This is a genomic window from Pantoea sp. SOD02 (assembly GCF_024707505.1).
Taxonomy (GTDB): Bacteria; Pseudomonadota; Gammaproteobacteria; order Enterobacterales; family Enterobacteriaceae; genus Pantoea; species Pantoea symbiotica.
The window spans coordinates 337,437-360,645 of record NZ_CP102604.1 but is presented as its reverse complement, the minus strand read 5'-3'; the positions used below and the strand labels follow the sequence as shown (position 1 = coordinate 360,645).

Here is a 23,209-nt window from a genome sequence, read left to right as displayed (position 1 = left end):
CAGATCTCCATGATTGGTCAGAAATAAGAGGTAAAGATGCGTCATCAAACCATGTAACGGCCGGGACGATGATTCATTGCGATGATGAGATTGAGGATCACCGCGCCCGCGATTGAAGCAAACAACATCGGTAACGACACCACAAACAGTGACGCTAATACCACGCAGGTATCAACCGCCATTTGCAGTTTTCCGGCACGCAGACCGATGCGGTCCTGCAGCCAGAGCGCCAAAATATTGATGCCGCCGAGGCTGGCTTTGTGACGGAACAACACTATAAACCCAATGCCCATCACCACGTTACCGAACAGTGTCGCATAAAACGGATTTAGCGCAGAAAAATGCACAAACAGCGGATGCAGATGGGTGAACAGCGACACCAGTCCAACAGCGCAGAAGGTTTTCAGGGTAAATTCCCAGCCCATGCGGCGCACGGCCAGCCAGTAAAATGGCAGGTTGATCAGGAAAAAGGCGCTACCAAAGGAAAGCGGCGACAAATAGCTGATTAAGAAGGCAATACCCGCCGAACTGCCGGTGAGCGCGCCAGCCTGTTTCAGCATGATGACGCCGAAAGAGACCATCAGCGTACCAAGCACGATCGCCAGCGCATCTTCAATCAGCGAATGGGGAACTTTGGTGGGTTGAACAACGTTATCCATGGGTTAATCTCATTGCAAATGATGCGGTTCAAATGCAAAAAACGCACCACATCGGCGACGTATGCGCGCCGCCGATGGGTGCCAGTGATTATCCAATTGATAACTAAGGCGCTTTATTGCAGGTTTTTGTGCATCAATTGAGACTCAAACCATCAACCCATGCACAAATCTGTTTTCTGGTGCGCGTTTTTTGCATTATTAAGGCAATAATTGCACCAGATTAGCACATCACGCACTTTTTTGGCGCGTTTTGTGCTGCGGGATCATCATCAAACCGTTCTCTTTTAAACGGCTCAATACCACGGACGTTTTCACATGCGCCACGCTTTGATGACCAGCCACTAGCTGGCTGATTAGCGCGCTCAGAGAAGCCAGATCGGCCACCGCCACTTTCAGCAGATAATCTGCATCGCCAGTGGTTTTAAAGGCATCGACGATGGCTGCTTCTTCTTCCACCATGCGATGAAAACTCTCTTCATAATCGGGCGTATGATTTTTCAATCGCACTTCAATCAATCCCACCATGCCAAGGCCTACCGCATCGGGCGAGAGGCGCGCGTGATAGCCGAGAATGAGATTGGCCTGCTCAAGATTGATGCGGCGGCGTGAACATTGCGATGCCGAAAGTCCGACTAAATCACTGAGTTCCTGGTTGGTGAGGCGTCCGTTAGATTGTAATAATGTCAATATCTTAAGGTCGTGATCGTCTACCTGAGTCATTCTGTTTCCACAGCGAAATAAGGGGCGCTTTGGTACAGATAACCTGATTAAAGCCGGGGTTGTCCAACACTATTTTCTGATGACGTGAAATGCATGCACAAAACGTGCATGCATCCGGGTTGAAAGGGTTATTCGTCGTCGTATTGCGGGCCAGCGTAGTTATCAAAACGCGACCATTGGCCATTAAAGGTCAAACGTACCGTACCGATCGGGCCGTTACGCTGCTTACCGAGGATGATCTCGGCGATGCCTTTAAGATCGCTGTTTTCGTGATACACCTCGTCACGATAGATGAACATGATCAAGTCGGCATCCTGCTCGATCGAGCCTGATTCACGCAGATCCGAGTTCACCGGACGCTTATCCGCACGTTGTTCCAGTGAGCGGTTCAGCTGCGACAGCGCCACCACCGGCACATTCAGCTCTTTCGCCAGCGCTTTGAGCGAGCGCGAGATCTCGGCGATCTCCAGCGTACGGTTGTCGGACAGCGCAGGCACGCGCATCAGCTGCAGGTAGTCGATCATGATCAGGCTCAATCCGCCGTTTTCGCGGAAAATGCGGCGCGCGCGTGAACGCACTTCAGTTGGCGTCAGGCCAGAAGAGTCATCAATAAACATGTTCTTCTTCTCGAGCAAAATCCCCATGGTGGCGGAAATGCGCGCCCAATCTTCATCTTCCAACTGACCGGTACGAATACGCGTCTGATCCACGCGCGACAGCGACGCCAGCATACGCATCATCAACTGTTCGCTGGGCATTTCCAGACTAAAAATCAGCACCGGCTTGTCCTGCAACATCGCGGCGTTTTCGCACAAATTCATGGCGAAGGTGGTTTTGCCCATTGAAGGACGCGCCGCGACGATAATCAGATCCGAGCCCTGTAAACCGGCGGTTTTTTTGTTCAAATCCTGATAGCCGGTATCGACGCCGGTAACGCCGTCGTGCGGCGTTGAGACCAGCGACTCAATACGCGAAACCGTGGCTTCAAGGATCTGCTCGATGTTCTGCGGGCCCTGATCTTTATTGGCGCGCTGTTCAGCAATTTTGAAAACGTTGGATTCGGCGAAGTCGAGCAGATCTTCACTGCTCCGTCCTTGCGGATCGTAACCGGCATCGGCGATTTGGTTCGCCACCGAGATCATCTCGCGCACCACCGCACGTTCGCGCACGATATCGGCATAAGCACCGATGTTCGCCGCACTTGGCGTATTTTTAGCCAGCTCGGCAAGATAGGCGAAGCCGCCAGCCATCTCTAATTCGCCCAGCGTTTCCAGCGATTCAGAGAGTGTAATCAGGTCGATCGGCTGGCCAGCTTCCAGCAAACGCTGCATTTCCGTGAAGATCATACGGTGCGAGCGGTTGAAGAAATCATTGGCGACGACGCGTTCAGAAACGTTGTCCCAGCGCTGATTATCCAGCATCAACCCACCGAGCACCGACTGCTCCGCTTCTATGGAATGCGGCGGCATTTTCACGCCTTCCAGCTGCCGATCGCGGGGTTCGTTCGATTTGTTGGTGGGTTTATTTCCTGCCATAGTGAATGCATTACCGATCGTGAAAGGGACGCGCAAGTATAACGTCCCAGGATGAACAATCACAGGAGTCAGAATGGCAAAGCGTATTCAGTTCAACCAACACGGCGGCCCAGATGTGCTGCAATGGGTCGATTTCGAATTAGCCGATCCCGCCGAGCACGAAGTGCAGGTGGAAAACAAGGCGATTGGCATTAACTACATTGATACCTACGTGCGCAGCGGTTTGTATCCGCAAAGCAGCTTCCCTTCCGGCTTAGGCACCGAAGCGGCCGGCGTGGTGAAGCGCGTCGGATCGGCGGTGACGCGTTTTAAGGCGGGCGACCGCGTGGTCTATTGCCAGGCCGCGCTCGGTGCGTATAGCGAAGTGCACAATGTGGCGGAAGATCGTCTGGTGATCCTGCCGGATAGCATCTCGTTTGAGCAAGGCGCGGCCTCTTTCCTCAAGGGTTTAACCGTGCAGTATCTGCTGCGCCAAACCTATAAAGTGAAAGCCGATGAAATCTTCCTGTTCCATGCCGCAGCCGGTGGCGTGGGTTTGATCGCCTGCCAATGGGCCAAAGCGCTCGGCGCACATCTGATTGGCACTGTAGGTTCAGCAGAGAAAGCGAAGATTGCCAAAGATGCCGGCGCCTGGGCGACGATCAACTATCGCGAAGAGGATATTGCGAAGCACGTCAGCGAATTGACCAACGGCGAGAAAGTGGCCGTAGTGTATGACTCGGTGGGAAAAGATACCTGGGAACCTTCGCTGGATAGCCTGCGTCGCCACGGATTAATGGTCAGCTTTGGTAATGCATCGGGTCCGGTAACCGGCGTTGATCTTGGCATTCTCAATAAGAAAGGCTCGCTGTTCGTCACTCGCCCTTCGCTGTTCGGCTACATCACTAACCGCGAAGAACTGGATGCCGCCAGCAATGAATTGTTCTCATTGATCGCCAGCCGGGCAATTCAGCTTAACGTGCCCGAGCAGCAGAAATTTGCCTTGCGTGACGCGGTGCGCGCGCATCAGGTGCTGGAGAGCCGCGCAACTCAGGGTTCCAGCCTGTTGATCCCCTGATCGCTAAATGCAAACGGGGCTTCCCGTAGGAAGCCCCTTTTTCTTTCTTTTTTATAGTTCGCGCTGGTGTAGGGACAGCGGCGATGAATTCGTTTGAAACAACGCCAATCATCCTGACAGAAAACATAAGTAAAAAATATGTTTAAATGCGGAATTATTCTAAGCAATTTCCGAGTCTGTGATCCTCACCGCAATTAGCGCCAATCCCTTCTATCTAAGTCACTGATTTTTCTTTTCAGCCTGCGCAATTTAGCCTCACCTGAAGGCGTGGTAAATGCGCGATAAAGCCATACAACAGCCACTGCCAGCACCAGCCATGGCAACACTTTGATAACAATTGCCAGCAATCCGCCAAAGAACATCAAAGCGGTTGCCACCACTAATGCCGCAATCACGCCCAGCAGCGAAACGCCGGTGAACAGCAGCATCAGAAAAAAGCCGATAACAAATAGAATTTCCACTAAGGCTCTCCTGTGTGAGTAACATCAGGAACATTACAAGATACGTGCCAACTTATAAATTTGGCTAACTGTCTGAATATGTTGGATAAGGGATGAGTGAAGGCTTGAAAGGATGATGAAAAAAACTAATTTATGGCGCAGAAAAAACCATTCTGCTGGCCTTGATGTGCGCATGAATGCGCACCCTACAAAAGCCGGAACGCTCCGGCTTGCCTGACGATGATTACATCACTTCCTGCGGGATCTTATCCGCTACCAACGCTAACGCCGCTTCCAGCACGCGCACATCGGCACCGGGTTTATGGGCGTTTTCACTTAAGTAACGACGCCACTGGCGCGCACCGGGAATACCCTGGAACAGGCCAAGCATATGACGTGTAACATGGCCGAGATACATGCCTTTAGATAATTCAGCTTCAATGTACGGATACATTGAGCGCACCACTGCCACCGGATCGACACGCGGCGTATCGCGGCCAAACAGTTCGCGATCAATCTGCGCCAGAATACCCGGATTCTGATAGGCTTCGCGCCCCATCATCACGCCATCCATATGCTGCAGATGCAGTTTAGCTTCTTCCAGGGTTTTGATGCCGCCATTAATCGCCATGGTCAACGCCGGGAAGTCGCGCTTCAATTGATAGACGCGTGGATAATCGAGCGGCGGGATCTCGCGATTCTCTTTCGGACTCAAACCGGAAAGCCAGGCTTTGCGCGCGTGGATAATAAAAGTATCGCAGCCGCCCTGTTGCGCCACGGTGCCAATAAAATCACACAGGAATTCGTAGCTGTCCTGCTCATCAATGCCGATACGGGTTTTAACCGTCACCGGAATGCTCACCACATCGCGCATCGCTTTAATGCAGTCGGCAACCAGCGCCGCATCGCCCATCAGGCAAGCTCCAAAACGGCCGTTCTGTACGCGATCGGACGGACAACCCACGTTGAGGTTGATCTCATCGTAGCCACGCTCTTCTGCCAGCTTTGCGCACTGCGCCAGCGCGGCGGGATCGCTACCACCCAGCTGCAGCGCCAGCGGATGCTCTTCCTCGCTGTAAGCCAGATAGTCGCCTTTACCGTGGATGATCGCGCCGGTCGTCACCATTTCGGTGTATAGCAGCGTGTCGCCGCTCAGCTGACGGTGGAAATAACGACAGTGACGATCGGTCCAGTCGAGCATTGGGGCGATGGAAAAACGTTGCGAGGAGAAAGTATCGGTCATGAAACGCAGTAAATCCGCAGTAAGTTAAGTGATGAGAAACTGCGCAATCATATCACAGCAAAACGGGCGGCACAGCCGCCCGTTATCAGACGGGGAATTAGAAGTTAAATCCGAGCTGCAGCATCGCACCCACGGTGTTGTCTTTACCCACAGAACCGGCCAGATCGAGATGAACGGTATTGCTGAACGGTGACACACCCAAACCAGCGGTGAACACGTCAGTATCGTTCGACTTCAGGTCGGCACGATAACCGGCGCGCAGCGCCAGCCAATCCAGCACACGATACTCCGCACCTACGCCAGCATACTGGCTGCTGTCTTCCGATTTGAAGCGCTTGGTTTCAGTCAGATCAACATCACCGGCCAGCGTGAACGGCCCGTTATTCCAGGAAAGCCCGGTAGTAACCAGTGGACGAATTTGGTAAGTATCGCGGTAGCCGTTCACCTCTTTGGTGTCGATATCGCGCGAGATCAGGTTTTGCCCGGTCACACCGAAAGTCCAGTTCTCACCGAAATCCGTTGCAACGCCAGCATCCACGTTGAAACCGGTATCGCTGCTGCGATAGCGGCTGTTGTTGATGTCGCTCTTGTCGTAGTTGTAGATACTCGCGGTGTAGTTATACAGCCAGGTTTTCTGCAGCTTTGGCGTCACGCCGACAGAAACCGGATGGCCGGCAATCGAGAATTCATGCGCGACTGACACACCATAATCGGTGACCAAAGCCGCCAGCCCATTGGCGCTGGAGCGCAAGTTATCTTCATCACCTGGAACAGGAATTCTCGACCCATCGGCAACAGCGCGCAGGTAGGCAATATCGCTATCCGCTACGTTGGCGCGCACGTGCGCAGTACCGTACGCCTTAGTGATAAAGGCAAAAGGTAAGGTTTCATTTGGAACGGTGACGGCCAGGGCTACGCCCGCCGTTGCGTTGGCTTTATTGCCGCGCAGATCGCTGAGCTGATTAGCCATATCACCTGCTGCGGCCTTCAACTGCGGGTAACCATTAAGGTAATCGGCAAAGGTCAGGTTATCGATTACGTCCTGATAACGATCAACGGTATCAGTGATGTCATCGACGCGGTCGATCAATTTGTCTTTATCAGTAACCTGTGCACCGGCTGAAGGAAAAATGATGCTGACGTTATCTTCAGGTTGCGCTTTGGTCATCAATGCTGGGTTAGCCAGCACTGCGGAACTCCAGGTGGAAGAGGCTACGCCGGTACCGCCCATTGCGTCGTTACGCGCGTCATACCATGTACCTGCTGCCAGAGCTGAGGAAGAAAGAAATACTGCATTCAAACCAACAAGATAAGCTACTTTTTTGTGCCTGAATATTGTCTTCACCATGAGCCTGCCATCACCTTTGAAATGTCGCTGAATCACTCACCGACTGAAAGTTTAGTTAGCCGCTATTCTGAACCCTGGCTAACGCTTCATTGCTGTGAATTAAAAGGAAATAGCACTGCTATTCGCAGAATTGGATGCGTAAGCACCATTCCGCTGTGTTTTTATGCAGAAAAATTAACAGTGAGTAAATTGATACCAGAAATTACTTAAGACCTTTTGAACCATAGACGCTAACCCAGTGAGTTGCAAAGCAAAATCCGTGCAGCCGTTGCGCTGTCTGCCGGTACGCATTTTTCAGGAATGTTGATTGCAACAAAATTGATCGAAAAACAGGAAGGGTAATCGATTGATTGGTGGGAATTTTCTGTAGGAATTTAAGTAAAATAAGCAATCACAGCAGCGTAAAAATTTGTGTGATAAAATAACATCACCTGCAACCCGGAGAATGCTTATGTCAAACCTCACGCCAGAACAACTTCTTACCCAGGCTGAATCACTTTGCCTTGATCGCGGCGTGCGCCTCACCACTCAGCGCGCCGAAGTGCTGCGCTTGATGGCAGAGCAGAATGGTTCGATAAGCGCTTACGATTTGCTGGATCAGCTGCGTGTCAGTGAACCGCAAGCTAAACCGCCCACCATTTATCGCGCGCTGGATTTCCTGCTGGAACAGGGATTTATTCATCGCGTTGAGTCGAATAACAGTTATGTGGTTTGTCATCATTTTGATGAGCCGGCACATACTTCAGTGATGTTGGTGTGTGACGGTTGCGCGGCAGTGACTGAAAAACATGCTCATGGTGTGGAAAAGACCATTGCTTCGTTAGCGGATCAGGCGGGATTTTCTCTGCGTCATACTGTAATTGAGGCGCATGGCCTGTGTGAGAACTGCGCAGAAGTGGCGGCTTGCACGCATCATGAAAGCTGCGAGCATGACCATCAGGTTGAGGGGAAAAAACGGGTAAGAAAATAGAGAGGCACATCCTTGTGCCGGGCCAATCACTACGCTAAATGATTGGCGGGTAGGAGCATATTCATTAAGGGGCGATTACCAGCGGTAATCTTTATTGGTGCTTTCCCAGTCCTTAACTTCTTGCTCGGCCTGGTCTTTCGCATAACCGTAGCGCTCCTGGATTTTACCGACCAACTGATCGCGTTTACCTTCGATCACCGTCATGTCGTCATCCGTAAGCTTGCCCCACTTCTCTTTAAATTTCCCTTTAAACTGCTTCCAGTTTCCGCTCGCTTCGTCTTTGTTCATAACAATCCTCCACTTCATCCTGAGTGAGATAGATACATCACCTATCTATATGGCGATATACCCACACAACGCGCTACTCATGTGCGCCGTATAAGGTAATTGTAGTGGCCGTTTCGCAGTTTGCAGAGAATTACAGATTAATCTGTAGGTTACGCTTCGCTTATTCAGGCGTTGAACCAGCTATCACGTTGCCAGTGACCGCGCCAGATCAGCCACAGCGTCAGTCCGCGTAGCGCCAGGAACACCGTCACTGCCAGCCATAAACCGTGATTGCCGAGCCACGGCAATGTGAGCAGCGATACACCGTAGCCGATTGCCGCCATCACCATGCTGTTACGCATCTCACGACCGCGCGTCGCGCCGATAAACATCCCATCCAGCAGATAACACCACACGCCAACCAGCGGCAGAATCACCTGCCAAATCAGATATCTGTCGGCCATCTCTCGTAGCGCTTCCAGTGACGTCAGCATCGCCACAATCTGCGGACCGGTGAATGCATAAATCAGCGCAAAGATCGCTGCAACAAAGCAAGCCTGACGACAAGCCGCATGCCAAACCAGCAACAGCCGACTGCGATCTTTGGCCCCAACAGCTTCACCTGAACAGGCTTCAACCGCGTAGGCAAAACCATCCAGCGCGTATGCGGTAAAAGTGAGGAACATCAACAGCACCGCATTGACCGCCACCACATCCGGGCCAATTCGTGCGCCAAGGATAGTGAGCGACGCGAAGCAGATTTGTAGCATTAAAGAACGCAGCATAATGTCGCGATTGAGGCGGAATAGCCGCGCCGCATCGCCGCGCCAGCTACTTTTAAGCAGAGTAAAGTGGATACCGCGCATTTTCAGCACGCGCGCTACCATCCACAAACCCACGCCCAGCGTGACATATTCTGCCAGCGCGGTAGCCGCCGCCGCGCCAGCCACACCCCAATGCAGTTTGAGGACGAACAGCAGATCAAGCAGGATATTCACCAGATTGCCGATGATCAGTAACACCATCGGTGCCCGCGCATACTGCACGCCCAGCAGCCAGCCAAGAATCACCAAATTGGCTAAGGTTGCGGGCGCACTCAGCCAGCGAATCTCAATAAAGATTTTCGCCTGCTGCTGCACTTCCGGGCTGCCGCCCATCAAGGCTGCCGCCAGGCTGCTTACCGGCGTTCGCAGCACCATAAACAGCACGCCAAAAACCAGCGCAATCAGTAGCGGTTGCGTTAAGGCGCGCGCCAGCGCGGTTTTGTCATTGGCACCAAATGCCTGAGCGGTCAATCCGGTGGTGCTCATGCGCAGGAACAGCAGAAGCATAAAGATGAAGCTGGTTGCCGTTGTACCCACGGCAACGCCACCGAGATAAATCGGGCTATCGAGATGGCCAATAACAGCGGTATCCACCACGCCCAGTAACGGGACGGTGATATTTGACAGGATCATCGGCAGCGCTAGCCGCCAGAGTGTTTTATCTGAAGAGGAAAACAGCTGCATCAGCCCATTCCGTTGTGTGCGGTAATCAGCGTAATGGCGCCAGCGTGAGCCGCAGAAAGAGTCACAGAGAAGTAAAACAGCAGACTGCGGTCAGCGCAAAATTCACACCGCCGCAGTTGGGGAGGATCAGAAACTGATCAGAGCCACTCGCCGTTGCGTACAATCCCGACAGCTAAACCTTCAACAGTTAGTGACTGCTCACGGGTATCAACAACAATCGGTTGGAAATCGGTGTTTTCCGGCAGCAGATGAACAATCGCGCCCTGCTTTTTCCAGCGTTTCACAGTGACTTCATCATCAATGCGCGCCACGACAACCTGGCCGTTACGCACTTCCTGCGTTTTATGCACCGCTAACAGATCGCCATCCATAATGCCGATATCTTTCATCGACATACCGCTTACACGCAGCAGGAAATCGGCACTTGGTTTGAACAGATTAGCATCCACCTGATAGTGGGCTTCAATATGTTCCTGCGCCAGCAGGGGTTCACCGGCAGCGACGCGGCCAATCAGCGGCAGCCCTTCGCTCGGTTCTTCTTCCATTAGCAAACGAATCCCGCGCGATGCGCCGGAAACAATTTCAATTACGCCTTTACGCGCCAGCGCTTTCAGATGCTCTTCAGCAGCATTGGGCGAGCGAAAACCCAGTTGCGCAGCAATTTCCGCACGCGTTGGCGGCATGCCCGTCTGGTTAATATGGTCGCGAATCAGGTCATAGACCTGTTGCTGCCGTGCAGTTAACGCTTTCATCCCGCCCCCTGGTTGTTTATACAGTCGCTGTGAGTATATACAGGTATTCGCGAAATGAAAACCGTAACAGAGGGAAAAATCAGCGGTTTGATGAATCTGGAATCCCTATCTCAAATGCGTCCAGAGCAGCGCGATCCAGACGAACAGAGCCAGTAAGATAGTCAGCAATACGGCAGCCGATCCCATATCTTTGGCGCGGCCCGCGAGCGGATGTTGTTCCTGCCCGATGCGGTCGACCACCGCCTCGATAGCGCTATTAAGGATCTCAACGATGATAACCAACACTACCGAGCCAATCATCAAGATGCGGGAAAGGGTATCTACATCCAGCCAGCAGGCCACGAGAATTGCCACCAGCGCGGCGACAGCTTCCTGCCGAAATGCGGCTTCGTGCTGCCATGCGGCACGCAGGCCCTGCCAGGAATAACCGGCTGCTTTCACTATTCTTACTAAACCGGTGACGTTATTTGCCATGTCTATGGAACCCTTGATCTATTTTGACGTCAATGTGTGGGCAGTATGAGGCGGCAGAGCCACAGACCTTCGCTGCGCTTTCTGGTATGCTTGCCGCGCTTTGCTAACAAGAGGCTTAAAGTTGTCTATGTCAGGTTGGCGTAAACTCTATTACAAATTATTGAATTTACCACTCTCTATTTTGGTAAAAAGTAAGGTCATTCCGACCGATCCCGTCTCTGAACACGGGATCGATCCGACACGTCCGGTGATGTATGTTTTGCCTTATGATTCAAAGGCTGACTTGCTCACGCTGCGTGCTCAATGCCTGAAACATGATCTGCCCGATCCGCTGGCTCCGCTGGAGATCGATGGCACCCTGCTGCCGCGCCACGTGTTTATTCACGATGGTCCTCGCGTGATTCCCTATTTCGTGGCCAATCCCGAATCGGTGAAGCTGTTCCACGATTATCTGGATTTGCACCGCAGTAACCCGCAACTCGACGTGCAAATGCTGCCGGTCGCGGTGATGTTTGGTCGCGCGCCGGGACGTGAAACATCCGGTGAATCCACGCCGCATCTGCGCGTGCTGAATGGTGTGCAGAAGTTCTTCGCCATTTTGTGGCACGGCCGCGACAGCTTTGTCCGCTTCTCGCAAACCGTTTCGCTACGCCAGATGGCGACCGAACACGGTACCGATAAGTCGATTGCACAGAAGCTGGCTCGCGTGGCGCGTATTCACTTTGCTCGCCAACGTCTGGCTGCGGTCGGCCCGCGTCTGCCTGCACGTCAGGATCTCTTCAACAAGCTTTTACAGTCCAAAGCGATTGAAAAAGCGGTAGAAGATGAAGCGCGCAGCAAAAAGATTTCGCATGAGAAAGCCCAGCAGAACGCCATCGAAATGATGGAAGAAGTGGCGGCCAACTTCTCTTACGAAGCGATTAAAGTCACTGACCGCGTGATGGGCTGGCTGTGGAGCCGCCTGTATCAGGGCATCAACGTGCATGGCGGTGAGCGCGTGCGTCAGCTGGCGCAGGATGGCCATGAGATTGTCTATGTGCCTTGCCACCGCAGCCACATGGATTATCTGCTGCTCTCCTACGTGCTTTATCATCAAGGCCTGGTGCCACCGCACATTGCTGCGGGTATCAACCTGAACTTCTGGCCTGCCGGCCCGATTTTCCGTCGCTTGGGCGCGTTCTTTATTCGTCGCACCTTTAAGGGCAACAAACTCTACTCCACCGTGTTCCGTGAATATCTCGGCGAGCTATTTAGCCGTGGTTACTCCGTTGAATACTTTGTGGAAGGCGGACGTTCGCGTACTGGCCGTTTGCTGGACCCGAAAACCGGCACCCTGTCGATGACGCTGCAGGCGATGCTGCGTGGCGGCAGTCGCCCGATCACCTTCGTGCCGATTTACATCGGCTACGAGCACGTGATGGAAGTGGGCACGTACGCCAAAGAGCTGCGTGGCGCTGCCAAAGAGAAAGAGAGCTTCCTGCAGATGGTGCGCGGCTTGCGTAAGCTGCGCAATCTGGGTCAGGGCTACGTTAACTTCGGCGAACCGCTGCCGTTGATGAACTACCTGAACAAAAACGTGCCGGAATGGCGCGATGCGATTGATCCTATCGAACCGCAACGTCCTGCGTGGATGACGCCGGCCGTGAATGACATTGCGGCTAAGCTGATGGTGCGCATTAACGAAGCCGGTGCAGCAAACGCCATGAACCTGTGCGTGACTGCGCTGCTGGCGTCACGTCAACGTTCACTGACCCGCGAACAGCTGATTGAGCAGTTAGAGTGCTATACGCAACTCCTACGCAACGTGCCATATTCGCCGGAAGCCACGGTGCCCGATATGAGCGCCGAAGCGCTGCTTGATCACGCGATGGGCATGAACAAGTTCGAGACCGAGCAAGACAGTATTGGCGACATCATCATTTTGCCGCGCGAGCAGGCGGTGCTGATGACCTACTATCGCAACAACATCCATCACATGTTGGTGATGCCGTCGCTGATTGCCGCCATCGTGCAGCAACACCGTGAAATTAGCGAAGCTGAGCTGCTGCGCCAGGTTAGCCTGGTGTATCCGATGCTGAAGAGCGAACTGTTCCTGCGCTGGGACAAGGCGGAATTACCTGCGCTGCTCAACGCACTCTGTTCAGAGATGGCACGTCAGGGGCTGATTACGTTGCAGGATGGTCAGCTGAAAATGACGCCAGCACGTCACCGTTCGCTGCAACTGTTGGCGGCGGGTATTCGTGAGACGCTACAGCGCTTCGCGATTACCTTCGCTATCCTCAGCGCGAAACCGGCCATCAACCGTGGCACGCTGGAGAAAGAGAGCCGCACGCTGGCTCAGCGTCTTTCTGTGCTGCACGGCATCAACGCGCCAGAGTTCTTTGATAAAGCGGTGTTCACTGCGCTGGTACTTACGCTGCGTGATGAAGGTTATATCAGTGACAAAGGCGATGCCGATGCGGAACGCAGCCATATGATGTGGCAGATGCTGGCGGAGCTGGTAACCAGCGATGTCCGTCTGACGATTGAGAGTGCGGTCACCCACGATTAGTAGGCGACATGAAAACACAAAGGCGCACTTCGGTGCGCCCGCTAAGTCCTCGCTATTCTCCCACGATCCCTCCTGCCTGATGACTAATTCTGGTCGCCATGAATGGCGACCCTACGAGACTTGTAGCGATGGCGAGTCAAAATTATGCCTTGATGGTGCAGCGCGGGTGTTGAGGCGACATCCCAACTCGCTGAACGAGTGAGGGATTCCAGGGCGAGCCGCATGGATGCGGCGAGAGGTGGCGCTGAGCAGGAGCGAATCGCCACCGGTCCGTCAGGAATCGTGAACGAGTGAAGGCACCGCGCAGCGGCGAGCTGGGCTGGCGCAAGGCCCGGGAGTGCAGAGGGCGCGGCCAGGCGCTCTCTGCTCGGTCGCCGCACGAAGTTACTGCAACTGCCTCAGCACATGGCGAACGAAAGTCGCTCTGCGCTTAACTGAACAGTATTGCGCCTCGGTGCGCCATTTTTGTTTACAGCAAATCCGCGAACGGCACGGTGCTGAGCAGAATGCCGAGAAACAGCACCATACCCACATAATTGTTATTCAGAAACGCCTGGAAGCAGGGATCGCGCTCGCGCTGGGCAATCAGCTTCTGCTGATGCACAAACAAACCAGCAGCCAGCAGCAGCGACCAGTAAAATGCGCCATTCAGATTGAGCATCATGCCCACCAGCGCCATCAGGCCAAGCGTAGCCAGCTGCAGTAAACCGATAATCAGTTTGTCGTAACGACCAAACAGAATCGCTGTCGATTTTACGCCAATCTTTAAATCGTCATCACGATCAACCATCGCGTACTGCGTGTCGTAGGCCACCGTCCAGCAGATATTCGCCAGGAACACCAACCAGCAGACCAAAGGTAAGGACTCACTAACTGCCGCCCATCCCATCGGAATCGCCCAGCCAAATGCCGCGCCGAGCACCACCTGCGGCAGATGCGTGTAGCGCTTCATAAACGGATAAACCCACGCCAGCGCCAGGCCGCCAAATGATAGCAAAATGGTCATGGTGTTCATGGTCAGCACCAGCATAAACGCCAGCAAGCCGAGACCGGCGAACAGCAGCTTGGCCTCTTTCTCAGATACCGCGCCGCTGGCCAGCGGACGTGACGCCGTGCGCTTAACGTGACCATCGATTTTGCGGTCAGCGTAGTCATTGATGACGCAGCCTGCAGCACGCATCACGATAACGCCGAGCACAAACACCAGCAGCACCGGCAGCGGTGGAATCGCCATGCCGGAGAGCCACAATGCCCACAGAGTTGGCCACAGCAGTAGCACGGTGCCGATGGGTTTATCGATACGCATCAGGCGGCAGTAAGCCTGCCATTTGGTCATGGGTAAGGTGTTTTGCACAGTGGTTTATCCTTGATCCAGCGCGCGATAGAGCGGCGACGCCGGTAAAAACAGTTCAGTTAACAGTAGCGGTTTGCCCGACAAGCGCAGGCGAGAACGGCGTCCCCATAACTCGCCAACCTGACCAGGATCGATAAAATCGCGGCTCAGAGTAGATGATGAGAACAAATAGCGGCCAAGCGGGCGCGTACCGAGCTGTTGCAACATCTGCTCGGGGCCATTCAGCGTGCTTTCTGGCACCACCGTGCGGCCAATCAGCCAGGGTTCACCATCACCGCACAGCACTATTTCGCGCAGCCAAAAGCGCTGATCGGCGGGCAGAAACTCCGCCTCATCCGTTATCTCATCGGCGCCAATAAACGCTTCGCGGATCAGTTCTACGGTCACTTGCTGACAATGCTGCTCGAAGCGGCGCGTCATGGAGTCTTCTTCCATTAACCAGTCAAGTAGCGGGGCAGAAAGCTGCGGGGAAGAGGCTGGCAGCCAGTGCAATGCGCGTAACTGGCGCAGCGCGTCATGCGACATCAGGACATCTCCGGAAAAAAAGTTGCCCTAGTTTAACGCAGAGGAGAATGCGTGGCACTGCTGGTTGTGCCACGCGCTAAAAACAGGATTTATTACTCGCGCTTCAGGCGGTTACTGTTGGCCAGCCACAGCGTCACCACCAGAATCAAAATCGCCGCTGAATAGTAGAGCGTATCAAACGGATTTTTATGGTCGACGATGATCAGGCGAATAATCGCCGTGATGCCGATATAGATGAAGTAGCGCAGCGGGAAGTGATAGCCAGACTGAAAGTACTTCACAATCAAGGCGATAAATTCGAAGTAGAGGAAATAGATAACGATGCCTTCAATCAGCAGATAGGACGACGTCTGCTCGCCAGTGCTAAACAGCACATTGGCCAGATGGATGGTTTCTTTACCGAGAAACACCACCAGAATAATGGCCAGGATGATCAAACCAATATTCAGCACCCACTGCAGTGCCAGGGAAATGTACTGCCCAACCCCTGTTTTTATTGTCATTTTTTGCGCCTCTCGCTCTCAATTACTCACTGGCGCTATCATGCTGTAGTGTGATCAAAATCACAATATTTATACTTCGACATCCACGCACAGCGCGTCGTAGCGCCAGAACTCACAGTCGCAATCAATCACGCGCTTATGCTGATCGCGGTTGATGCGGGTAATCAACAAGCCAGGCGTACCGCTCGCCACGTTGAGCGCGGGCGCGGCACGCACCGGCAGCGGTCCCGGCAAAATGGTAAAACGCGCGCCGCCGTAGCGAATGCCATAGCGCTGGTCATACAGATCGGTCAGTGAACGCGTCAGGTCTTCGTCCAGCAATCCCGGAAAAAAAGCGGGATTGAGGTAATGCTCGACATACAACACGGCGCGACCGTCAATACGACGCAGGCGGCGAATGCGGTAAACCTTATCGCCTTCAAGCAGTTGCAGATGACGCGCGATCGCCAGTTGTGCCGGTACTTCCCGCGCCTCCAGCACTTCGGTGCTGGCAATGCGCCCTTGCTCAGCGGCCATGGCATGAAAATGGCTGTGATGTGACGGGTTATAGACCAGCCGCGGCGGTGCGAGAAACCAGCCGCGACGCAATTCCCGGTAGATAATACCCTGCGCTTCCAGCAAACCCAGCGCCTCACGCAGCGTGATGCGCGTGGTGGAATATTGTTCGCTTAAGCTGCGTTCGGCAGGCAAACGACCGCTGGCAAATTCACCGTTTTCAATGCGTTCCCGCAGCCCTGCCGCAATCACATCCGCCGTTTTCGACAACATTTTTCAGCCTCATTTTGGGGCAAATCTGCACTATGACAGTTCGATGACTACAATGTGACAGAGTACAACCCACGCTTTAGCGCGCTGTAACCGCATGTGGATCGTCGCGCCACACCACATTTCACCACCATGGTCATAAAACCTTCATCTACTCGGGCTACATTGGCTCGGTTCTTGCTGGACTAGACCAAGAAGTCCCACAACATATACCGGGAGCAATCGAGATGAAAGCGTTTATCGCCTCTGTAGTAGCCAGTGCCGTACTGCTTGCGCTGCCTGCCGCGCAAGCCGCAGATAATGACCTCGCCGCGTTAGAAAAAGCCGCGCGCGCCGAAGGCCAGGTTAACAGCGTCGGCATGCCAGATAGCTGGGCCAACTGGAAAGATACCTGGAGTGACCTCAACAGCAAATATGGTCTGAAGCACAGCGACACCGACATGTCTTCGGCGCAGGAACTGGCAAAATTTGATGCAGAGAAAGAGAACGCCAGCGCCGATATCGGTGATGTGGGCGCGGCTTTCGGTCCGATTGCCGTGGCTAAAGGCGTGGCGCAACCCTATAAACCAACGCATTGGGATCAAATCCCTAGCTGGGCAAAAGATCAGGATGGCAACTGGATGCTGGCTTATACCGGCACCATCGCGTTCCTGGTGGATAAGCAGCAGGTTAAAGATGTGCCGCATAGCTGGGCCGATCTGAAGAAAGGTAAGTATGTGGTCACTATCGGTGACGTCGGCACTGCGGCTCAAGCAGCGAACGGCGTGTTAGCGGCCAGCTACGCGTTGGGCGGTGACGAGAAGAATGTGAAACCGGCGTTGAGCTTCTTCGGCGATCTGGCGAAAGAAGGCCGCCTTGGCGTGACCGATCCGGTGATTGCCAACATTGAGAAAGGCGAAATTCAGGTGGCTGTAGTGTGGGACTTTAACGGCCTGAACTACCGCGATCAGATCGACAAAAACCGTTACGAAGTGGTGATTCCATCTGATGGTTCCGTGACGTCTGGCTACAGCACCATTATCAACAAATACGCCAAACATCCGAACGCCGCCAAGCTGGCGCGTGAATACATCTTGTCTGATGAAGGTCAGATCAACCTGGCGAAAGGCTATGCGCGTCCGATTCGTGCCGAGCACCTGAAACTGCCAGCCGACGTGCAGGCCAAGCTGCTGCCGCAGTCTGAGTATAAAAATGCTCGTCCAATCAAAGACCAGGCTGCGTGGGATAAAACCTCGAAAATGCTGCCGCGTCTGTGGCAAGAGAACGTCATCATCAACATGAAGCAGTAAGGAGCGAGGGATGAAAACGATCCTGGTGGTGTTGGATGGGCTGAGTAATCAGGTGGCGCAACACGCAATGGGCTATCTGTTTGCCGAATGCGCGCAGGGCAACGGCCAATATTACACGCTGACCTGCGAACTGCCTTCGCTGTCGCGCCCGCTGTACGAATGCATTCTCACCGGCATTCCACCGGTGCGCAGCGGCATTATTCATAACGGCGTCAGCCGCTTGAGTAATCAGCGCAGCATCTTCCATTACGCGCGTGCCGCCGGTCTCACCACCGCTGCGGCCGCCTATCACTGGGTGAGTGAGCTCTACAACCAATCCCCGTTCAACGCGGCGCGCGACCGCCACACGGTCGCGCCCGATCTGCCGATTCAGTATGGCCACTTTTACTGGGATGACGGTTATCCGGATTCCCACCTGTTCGAAGACGCAGAAAGCCTGCGTTTGCGGCACGATCCTGACTTCCTGCTGATTCACCCGATGAACATTGACGATGCCGGACACAAGCACAGCTTGTCATCGCCGCAGTATCGCAACCGCGCGCGCATGGCAGATGGTTACCTGTCGCAATGGATGCCGGGCTGGCTGGCGGCCGGATATCAGGTGATTGTTACCGCCGATCATGGCATGAACGATGACCGCTCGCACGGCGGCATTTTGCCGGAAGAGACGCAGGTGCCGCTGTTCGTGTTTGGCAAAGGCTTCTCTCTGCAGCCGGATCTCCAGCCGCAGCAAACCGAACTGTGCGGCATCGTGTGCACCTTGCTCGGCGTCGAACATGACAAACCGGTTTGTCATGCGTTACTGGCGGAGCCGCAGTAATGAAGGGCAAAACGCTCGCTGCGCTATTGCTGCTGCCGTTTGCGCTGTTTTGGGTGGCATTCCAGCTCGCGCCGCTGTTGTGGATTGCCATCAACAGCTTCTGGAGCGACATGAATGAGCGCTGGGGCTTCGATAATTACAGCGACATCCTCACCTCGCCGTTCTATTTGCAGGCATTTCGCCTGTCGCTGGATATATCCATCTGGTCGAGCATCTACGGCCTGCTGATCTCGCTGGTTGCCGGATATTCGCTGCATCGCCTTGGAAGCGGCCGTTTTCAGCGCTTTTTGATGTCATTTACCAACATGACCAGCAACTTCGCCGGCGTGCCGCTGGCGTTTGCCTTTGTCATTCTGCTCGGTTTGAACGGTTGTCTGACGCTGCTGCTGCGCCATTACGGCGTGCTGGAAGGCTTCAAACTGTTCTCGCGTGACGGCATGGTGCTGGTTTACACCTGGTTCCAAATCCCGCTCGGCATTTTGCTGCTCTATCCGGCGTTTGATGGCCTGCGTCAGGATTGGCAAGAGTCCGCCGCGCTGCTGGGTGCAGGCCGCTGGCGCTATTGGTGGCACATCGGTTTGCCGATTCTGTTCCCGGCGCTGCTCGGAACCTTCGTGATTTTGCTGGCGAACGCGCTCGGCGCGTACGCCACCATTTACGCGCTCACCACCGGCAACTTTAACGTGGTGCCGGTGCGCATTGCTGCGCTGGTATCTGGCGATATCTCACTTGACCCCAATACTGGCGGCGCGCTGGCGATGCTGCTGGTGTTGATTATGGCGCTGATTACCGTGGTGCAGCAGTATCTGGTGCGCCGCAGCTATCTCAACGCCAAACCTTCCTGAGGAGCCAACCTTGTCGCGCGCGGAAAAAATTTACCATCGCCTGATTGTCTGGCTTTTGCTGTGTATTTTAGCCGCGCCGCTGCTGGCGACGCTGCTGTACGGCATCTCCACCAGCTGGAGCGATACCATCCTGCCGCAGGGCTTTACACTGAAGTGGCTCACAGCGCTATGGAGCGATCCACGTTTCCTAACCGCACTTGGCCATTCTCTGCTGGTTTGCTTCGGTGCGCTGCTGTTCTCGCTGGTGCTGGTGCTGCCTGCCATGTTTGTGATCGCTTACTACTATCCGAAACTGGATGCGGTGATGAACGTGCTGATCCTGATGCCATTCGCCGTGCCGCCGGTAGTTTCGTCGGTCGGCCTGCTGCAGCTCTATTCGTCGTCGCCGCTAATGCTGACCGGCACACCCTGGATTTTGATCGGCTGCTACTTCACTATCGCCTTGCCGTTTATCTATCGCGCCATCTCCAACAATATGCAGGCCATCAATTTGAAAGAGCTGATTGATGCCGCTCAGCTGCTCGGCGCCAGCACTTGGCAAGCAGCGCTGTTTGTAGTGCTGCCGAACCTGCGCAAAGGCGTGTTTATCGCGGTGCTGCTCTCCTTCTCCTTTCTGATTGGCGAGTTTGTCTTCGCCAATATGCTGGTCGGTACCCGCTATGAAACCTTGCAGGTTTATCTGTTTAACATGCGCAACGGCAGCGGCCACTTCACCAGCGCGCTGGTGATCTCCTATTTTGCCGTCGTCCTGCTGGTCACCTGGCTGGCGAATGCCCTCAATCCTGAACGAGGCTGACCATGAGTTATTTGAGCGTCACCCAGCTGAATAAAAGCTACGGCCCAACCGCTATTTTTGAAAACATCGATTTCAGCGCCGAAGAAGGCGAATTTGTCACGCTGCTCGGCCCCAGCGGCTGCGGCAAATCCACGCTGCTGCGCTGCATCGCCGGATTGACCGAAGTCGATACCGGCAAAGTATTGCTGCAAGGTCAGGATATCGTGCCGCTGCCGCCGCAGAAGCGCACTATCGGCATGGTGTTTCAGAGTTACGCGCTGTTCCCCAATATGACGGTTGAGAAGAACGTGGCGTTTGGCCTGAAGATGCAGAAACTGGCGAGCGGCGAGATTCAAAAACGCGTGATGGAGGTGCTGGCGCTGGTGGAACTCACCGAGTTCGCGCGGCGTTATCCGCATCAGCTCTCTGGCGGACAGTGTCAGCGCGTGGCGCTGGCGCGTTCGCTGGTGACGCGTCCACGCTTGCTGCTGCTGGATGAGCCGCTGTCGGCGCTGGATGCGCGCATTCGTCGCCATCTGCGCGAGCAAATCCGCAATATTCAGCGCGAGCTGAAACTTACCACCCTGTTTGTCACCCACGATCAGGAAGAGGCGCTGACCATGTCCGATCGCATCGTGTTGATGAACCGGGGCAAGATCGTGCAGAACGGCAACGCGGAAATGCTCTATACCCAACCGGCCGATCTGTTTGCTGCTGGCTTTATTGGCAACTACAACCTGCTGAGCGCGGAACAGGCAACGCAGCTGACCGGACAGGCTTTCAGTGGCCAGGTAGCGATTCGCCCCGAGTCGATCCAGCTATGCGCGCCGCAGGCTGGCATTCCCGCCACCATCCTCAGCCACAGCTTGCTTGGTAACGTGATTCGCTATCGGGTGCGCGCGCAAAACGTGGAGCTCTCAGTTGATGTACTCAACCGCAGCGTGGCAGATTTGCATCCCGCTGGCATGCAGATTGGGCTACAGTTAGAGATGTCGACGTTGCGCCAGGTTGCTTAATTTAAACGAAAAAAGGCGACACAACGCGGCGAAGGTTTTACCGGTTGTGCTCACCGTCAGGCTGGCAATCGGTGCTGTTTGAGCCTGACGGATGAGGAGCCTCTATACGTGTTAACTCTGCTTAATCTTCTCTCTGCCGTTGCGCTGCTGGTGTGGGGCACACACATTGTGCGAACCGGCATCATGCGCGTTTACGGTGCCGATCTGCGTCGCGTACTTAGCCGCAGCGTCGAAAAAAAACCGATGGCGTTTCTTGCCGGCATTGGCGTCACGGCGCTGGTGCAGAGCAGTAACGCCACCACGCTGCTGGTTACCTCCTTTGTTGCCCAGAATCTGGTAAGCCTTACACCCGCGCTGGTAGTGGTATTGGGCGCGGATGTCGGGACCGCGATCATGGCGCGTATCCTGACCTTCGATCTGTCATGGCTGTCGCCGCTGTTTATCTTCTTTGGCGTGGTGTTTTTCCTCAGCCGCAAGCAAACGCGTGTTGGGCAGCTGGGACGCGCCAGTATTGGGCTCGGACTGATTCTGCTGGCGCTGCAGCTGATTGTAGCGGCCGCCAAACCGATCACTCAGGCGGCGGGCGTTCAGGTGCTGTTCTCAACGCTGACCGGCGACGTGATGCTCGATGCGCTGATTGGCGCGGTGTTCGCCATCATCAGCTACTCCAGCCTCGCAGCGGTACTGATTACCGCCACGCTGACCGCCACCGGCGTGATCTCCTTCAAAGTGGCGCTCTGTTTGGTGATTGGTGCCAACCTCGGCAGCGGTTTGCTGGCGATGATCAACGCCAGCGGCTCTAACGCGGCGGGCAAACGTGTCGCGCTCGGCAGCCTGCTGTTTAAGCTGATTGGCAGTATCGCCATTTTGCCATTCGTCAATGTAGTCGCCGACGTGCTGGATAAAATGCCGGTCAACGATGAAGAGTTGGTGATCTTCTTCCACGTGTTTTACAACCTGATCCGCTGCTTAGTCATGGTGCCGTTCGCCGATCCGATGGCGCGCCTGTGCCGCCGTATGATCGCCGATGATCCTGAAAACGAAACGCATCTGAAACCCAAACACCTCGACAGCAGCGCACTCGATACACCCGCGTTAGCGCTGGCTAATGCCTCACGCGAGACGCTGCGCATCGGCGATGTGGTCGAGCAGATGATTGAGTCATTCAATAAAGTGGTGCACGGCGACCTGCGCGAAGAGCGCGCGGTGCGGCGGCTGGATGATGATGTTGATGTGCTCTACACCGCGATCAAACTCTATCTGGCGCGCATGCCAAAAGAGGACTTGCCGGAGGATGATTCACGCCGCTGGGCGGAGATCATTGAGATGGCGCTCAATCTGGAACAGGCGGGCGACATCATCGAACGCATGTGTGCCGACGTGGCGGATAAGTCGCTGACCGCGCGCCGTGCCTTCTCTGCGGAGGGATTAGAGGAGTTGCAAACCTTGCAGGAGCAGGTGCTGTATAACCTGCGGCTGAGTTTGTCGGTGTTTCTGTCGCACGATGTCACCAGCGCTAAGCGCCTACGCCGCTCCAAGCATCGCTTCCGCATCCTGATTCGCCGTTTCTCGCACGCGCATGTTGAGCGTTTGCATCTGCAGAACGTGCAAAGCATCGAAACCAGCTCGCTGCATCTTGGATTGCTGGGCGATATGAAGCGTTTGAATTCGCTGTTCTGCGCCGTGGCGTACACGGTTTTGGATCAGCCGGATGATGAGCGGGAAGAGGATTAAGAAGGTCAGAATCGCGCGATAAATCGCGCCGCTACAAATACGCGTAATGGTCCGTAGCG

At 54.5% G+C, this 23,209-nt stretch carries 23 protein-coding genes; 9 read left to right on the top strand and 14 right to left on the bottom strand.

The window, feature by feature from the left end; genetic code table 11:
- Positions 1-44: 44 nt before the first annotated feature.
- The 3 genes from NR302_RS01605 to dnaB all read right to left on the bottom strand — a co-directional run bounded on the left by NR302_RS01605 (position 45) and on the right by dnaB (position 2,914).
- The gene (locus tag NR302_RS01605; protein ID WP_008109953.1) at positions 45-659 is read right to left on the bottom strand and encodes a YitT family protein; all 615 of its coding nucleotides are present in this window, start codon (positions 657-659) and stop codon (positions 45-47) included.
- 228 nt (positions 660-887) lie between these two features.
- Positions 888-1,379, bottom strand: coding sequence for an Lrp/AsnC family transcriptional regulator (locus NR302_RS01600; protein WP_008109951.1), 492 nt, complete (start codon positions 1,377-1,379; stop codon positions 888-890).
- 128 nt (positions 1,380-1,507) lie between these two features.
- A complete protein-coding gene (gene dnaB / locus NR302_RS01595) occupies positions 1,508-2,914 on the bottom strand; it encodes a replicative DNA helicase (protein WP_036649986.1) in 1,407 nt (468 codons plus the stop codon).
- Between the two features lie 73 nt (positions 2,915-2,987).
- Between dnaB and NR302_RS01590 the strand changes: the two genes are divergently transcribed.
- Positions 2,988-3,971, top strand: coding sequence for a quinone oxidoreductase (locus NR302_RS01590; RefSeq protein WP_258144367.1), 984 nt, complete (start codon positions 2,988-2,990; stop codon positions 3,969-3,971).
- Between the two features lie 194 nt (positions 3,972-4,165).
- Here the strand turns inward: NR302_RS01590 and pspG are convergent, their stop codons facing one another.
- The 3 genes from pspG to traF all read right to left on the bottom strand — a co-directional run bounded on the left by pspG (position 4,166) and on the right by traF (position 7,002).
- Positions 4,166-4,399, bottom strand: coding sequence for an envelope stress response protein PspG (gene pspG / locus NR302_RS01585; RefSeq protein WP_154154880.1), 234 nt, complete (start codon positions 4,397-4,399; stop codon positions 4,166-4,168).
- 256 nt (positions 4,400-4,655) lie between these two features.
- Positions 4,656-5,654, bottom strand: a complete 999-nt coding sequence (gene dusA / locus NR302_RS01580) for a tRNA dihydrouridine(20/20a) synthase DusA (protein ID WP_179451824.1) — start codon at positions 5,652-5,654, stop codon at positions 4,656-4,658.
- A 97-nt stretch (positions 5,655-5,751) separates the two neighbouring features.
- A complete protein-coding gene (gene traF, locus NR302_RS01575; RefSeq protein WP_258144365.1) occupies positions 5,752-7,002 on the bottom strand; it encodes a conjugal transfer protein TraF in 1,251 nt (416 codons plus the stop codon).
- 451 nt (positions 7,003-7,453) lie between these two features.
- Between traF and zur the strand changes: the two genes are divergently transcribed.
- On the top strand, positions 7,454-7,972 hold the full coding sequence (zur, locus tag NR302_RS01570; RefSeq protein ID WP_008109945.1) for a zinc uptake transcriptional repressor Zur: 519 nt from the start codon (positions 7,454-7,456) through the stop codon (positions 7,970-7,972).
- A gap of 75 nt (positions 7,973-8,047) precedes the next feature.
- On the opposite strand, the gene NR302_RS01565 is transcribed toward zur, so the two are convergent.
- The 4 genes from NR302_RS01565 to NR302_RS01550 form a co-directional block, all read right to left on the bottom strand.
- Positions 8,048-8,260 carry a CsbD family protein gene (locus NR302_RS01565; RefSeq protein ID WP_008109944.1) on the bottom strand — a complete coding sequence of 71 codons (213 nt, stop codon included), beginning with the start codon at positions 8,258-8,260 and terminating at the stop codon, positions 8,048-8,050.
- 164 nt (positions 8,261-8,424) lie between these two features.
- Positions 8,425-9,747, bottom strand: coding sequence for an MATE family efflux transporter DinF (dinF, locus tag NR302_RS01560; RefSeq protein ID WP_258144364.1), 1,323 nt, complete (start codon positions 9,745-9,747; stop codon positions 8,425-8,427).
- Positions 9,748-9,884: 137 nt separating this feature from the next.
- Positions 9,885-10,499: a transcriptional repressor LexA gene (gene lexA / locus NR302_RS01555; protein ID WP_008109941.1), complete on the bottom strand. Its 615-nt coding sequence runs from the start codon at positions 10,497-10,499 to the stop codon at positions 9,885-9,887.
- A 105-nt stretch (positions 10,500-10,604) separates the two neighbouring features.
- Positions 10,605-10,973 (bottom strand): diacylglycerol kinase, encoded by a 369-nt coding sequence (locus NR302_RS01550; RefSeq protein WP_154182481.1) that lies wholly within the window; start codon positions 10,971-10,973, stop codon positions 10,605-10,607.
- Between the two features lie 127 nt (positions 10,974-11,100).
- Here NR302_RS01550 and plsB point away from each other — a divergent pair, with 127 nt between their 5' ends.
- Positions 11,101-13,524 (top strand): glycerol-3-phosphate 1-O-acyltransferase PlsB, encoded by a 2,424-nt coding sequence (gene plsB, locus NR302_RS01545; protein ID WP_258144363.1) that lies wholly within the window; start codon positions 11,101-11,103, stop codon positions 13,522-13,524.
- A gap of 469 nt (positions 13,525-13,993) precedes the next feature.
- On the opposite strand, the gene ubiA is transcribed toward plsB, so the two are convergent.
- The 4 genes from ubiA to NR302_RS01525 all read right to left on the bottom strand — a co-directional run bounded on the left by ubiA (position 13,994) and on the right by NR302_RS01525 (position 16,674).
- Positions 13,994-14,878 (bottom strand): 4-hydroxybenzoate octaprenyltransferase, encoded by an 885-nt coding sequence (gene ubiA, locus NR302_RS01540; RefSeq protein ID WP_008109936.1) that lies wholly within the window; start codon positions 14,876-14,878, stop codon positions 13,994-13,996.
- A 6-nt stretch (positions 14,879-14,884) separates the two neighbouring features.
- The gene (gene ubiC, locus NR302_RS01535; protein WP_061718382.1) at positions 14,885-15,403 is read right to left on the bottom strand and encodes a chorismate lyase; all 519 of its coding nucleotides are present in this window, start codon (positions 15,401-15,403) and stop codon (positions 14,885-14,887) included.
- A 92-nt stretch (positions 15,404-15,495) separates the two neighbouring features.
- Positions 15,496-15,906 (bottom strand): phosphate-starvation-inducible protein PsiE, encoded by a 411-nt coding sequence (gene psiE / locus NR302_RS01530; protein ID WP_008109934.1) that lies wholly within the window; start codon positions 15,904-15,906, stop codon positions 15,496-15,498.
- Positions 15,907-15,975: 69 nt separating this feature from the next.
- A complete protein-coding gene (locus NR302_RS01525; protein ID WP_008109933.1) occupies positions 15,976-16,674 on the bottom strand; it encodes a UTRA domain-containing protein in 699 nt (232 codons plus the stop codon).
- Positions 16,675-16,898: 224 nt separating this feature from the next.
- Here NR302_RS01525 and NR302_RS01520 point away from each other — a divergent pair, with 224 nt between their 5' ends.
- From NR302_RS01520 to NR302_RS01495, 6 genes are all read left to right on the top strand, one after another.
- Complete coding sequence (locus tag NR302_RS01520; RefSeq protein ID WP_008109931.1) at positions 16,899-17,960, top strand: ABC transporter substrate-binding protein; 1,062 nt, start codon at positions 16,899-16,901, stop codon at positions 17,958-17,960.
- 10 nt (positions 17,961-17,970) lie between these two features.
- Entirely contained in the window at positions 17,971-18,780 is an 810-nt protein-coding gene (locus NR302_RS01515) for an alkaline phosphatase family protein (RefSeq protein WP_154154744.1), read from the top strand.
- Positions 18,780-19,625: an ABC transporter permease subunit gene (locus tag NR302_RS01510; protein ID WP_154182474.1), complete on the top strand. Its 846-nt coding sequence runs from the start codon at positions 18,780-18,782 to the stop codon at positions 19,623-19,625. The genes NR302_RS01515 and NR302_RS01510 overlap by 1 nt, the downstream gene beginning before the upstream one ends.
- A gap of 10 nt (positions 19,626-19,635) precedes the next feature.
- Positions 19,636-20,421 carry an ABC transporter permease gene (locus NR302_RS01505; RefSeq protein WP_179451819.1) on the top strand — a complete coding sequence of 262 codons (786 nt, stop codon included), beginning with the start codon at positions 19,636-19,638 and terminating at the stop codon, positions 20,419-20,421.
- Positions 20,422-20,423: 2 nt separating this feature from the next.
- The gene (locus NR302_RS01500) at positions 20,424-21,416 is read left to right on the top strand and encodes an ABC transporter ATP-binding protein (protein ID WP_258144362.1); all 993 of its coding nucleotides are present in this window, start codon (positions 20,424-20,426) and stop codon (positions 21,414-21,416) included.
- Between the two features lie 108 nt (positions 21,417-21,524).
- Complete coding sequence (locus NR302_RS01495; RefSeq protein WP_008109921.1) at positions 21,525-23,150, top strand: Na/Pi cotransporter family protein; 1,626 nt, start codon at positions 21,525-21,527, stop codon at positions 23,148-23,150.
- The last annotated feature ends 59 nt before the right edge of the window (positions 23,151-23,209 follow it).

Bases quoted from the DNA above. Each gene is read 5' to 3' on its own strand.
- NR302_RS01605 (WP_008109953.1), bottom strand. From the start codon at position 659: ATGGATAACGTTGTTCAACCCACCAAAGTTCCCCATTCGCTGATTGAA.
- NR302_RS01600 (WP_008109951.1), bottom strand. From the start codon at position 1,379: ATGACTCAGGTAGACGATCACGACCTTAAGATATTGACATTATTACAA.
- dnaB (WP_036649986.1), bottom strand. From the start codon at position 2,914: ATGGCAGGAAATAAACCCACCAACAAATCGAACGAACCCCGCGATCGG.
- NR302_RS01590 (WP_258144367.1), top strand. From the start codon at position 2,988: ATGGCAAAGCGTATTCAGTTCAACCAACACGGCGGCCCAGATGTGCTG.
- pspG (WP_154154880.1), bottom strand. From the start codon at position 4,399: ATGCTGCTGTTCACCGGCGTTTCGCTGCTGGGCGTGATTGCGGCATTA.
- dusA (WP_179451824.1), bottom strand. From the start codon at position 5,654: ATGACCGATACTTTCTCCTCGCAACGTTTTTCCATCGCCCCAATGCTC.
- traF (WP_258144365.1), bottom strand. From the start codon at position 7,002: ATGGTGAAGACAATATTCAGGCACAAAAAAGTAGCTTATCTTGTTGGT.
- zur (WP_008109945.1), top strand. From the start codon at position 7,454: ATGTCAAACCTCACGCCAGAACAACTTCTTACCCAGGCTGAATCACTT.
- NR302_RS01565 (WP_008109944.1), bottom strand. From the start codon at position 8,260: ATGAACAAAGACGAAGCGAGCGGAAACTGGAAGCAGTTTAAAGGGAAA.
- dinF (WP_258144364.1), bottom strand. From the start codon at position 9,747: ATGCAGCTGTTTTCCTCTTCAGATAAAACACTCTGGCGGCTAGCGCTG.
- lexA (WP_008109941.1), bottom strand. From the start codon at position 10,499: ATGAAAGCGTTAACTGCACGGCAGCAACAGGTCTATGACCTGATTCGC.
- NR302_RS01550 (WP_154182481.1), bottom strand. From the start codon at position 10,973: ATGGCAAATAACGTCACCGGTTTAGTAAGAATAGTGAAAGCAGCCGGT.
- plsB (WP_258144363.1), top strand. From the start codon at position 11,101: ATGTCAGGTTGGCGTAAACTCTATTACAAATTATTGAATTTACCACTC.
- ubiC (WP_061718382.1), bottom strand. From the start codon at position 15,403: ATGTCGCATGACGCGCTGCGCCAGTTACGCGCATTGCACTGGCTGCCA.
- psiE (WP_008109934.1), bottom strand. From the start codon at position 15,906: ATGACAATAAAAACAGGGGTTGGGCAGTACATTTCCCTGGCACTGCAG.
- NR302_RS01525 (WP_008109933.1), bottom strand. From the start codon at position 16,674: ATGTTGTCGAAAACGGCGGATGTGATTGCGGCAGGGCTGCGGGAACGC.
- NR302_RS01520 (WP_008109931.1), top strand. From the start codon at position 16,899: ATGAAAGCGTTTATCGCCTCTGTAGTAGCCAGTGCCGTACTGCTTGCG.
- NR302_RS01515 (WP_154154744.1), top strand. From the start codon at position 17,971: ATGAAAACGATCCTGGTGGTGTTGGATGGGCTGAGTAATCAGGTGGCG.
- NR302_RS01510 (WP_154182474.1), top strand. From the start codon at position 18,780: ATGAAGGGCAAAACGCTCGCTGCGCTATTGCTGCTGCCGTTTGCGCTG.
- NR302_RS01500 (WP_258144362.1), top strand. From the start codon at position 20,424: ATGAGTTATTTGAGCGTCACCCAGCTGAATAAAAGCTACGGCCCAACC.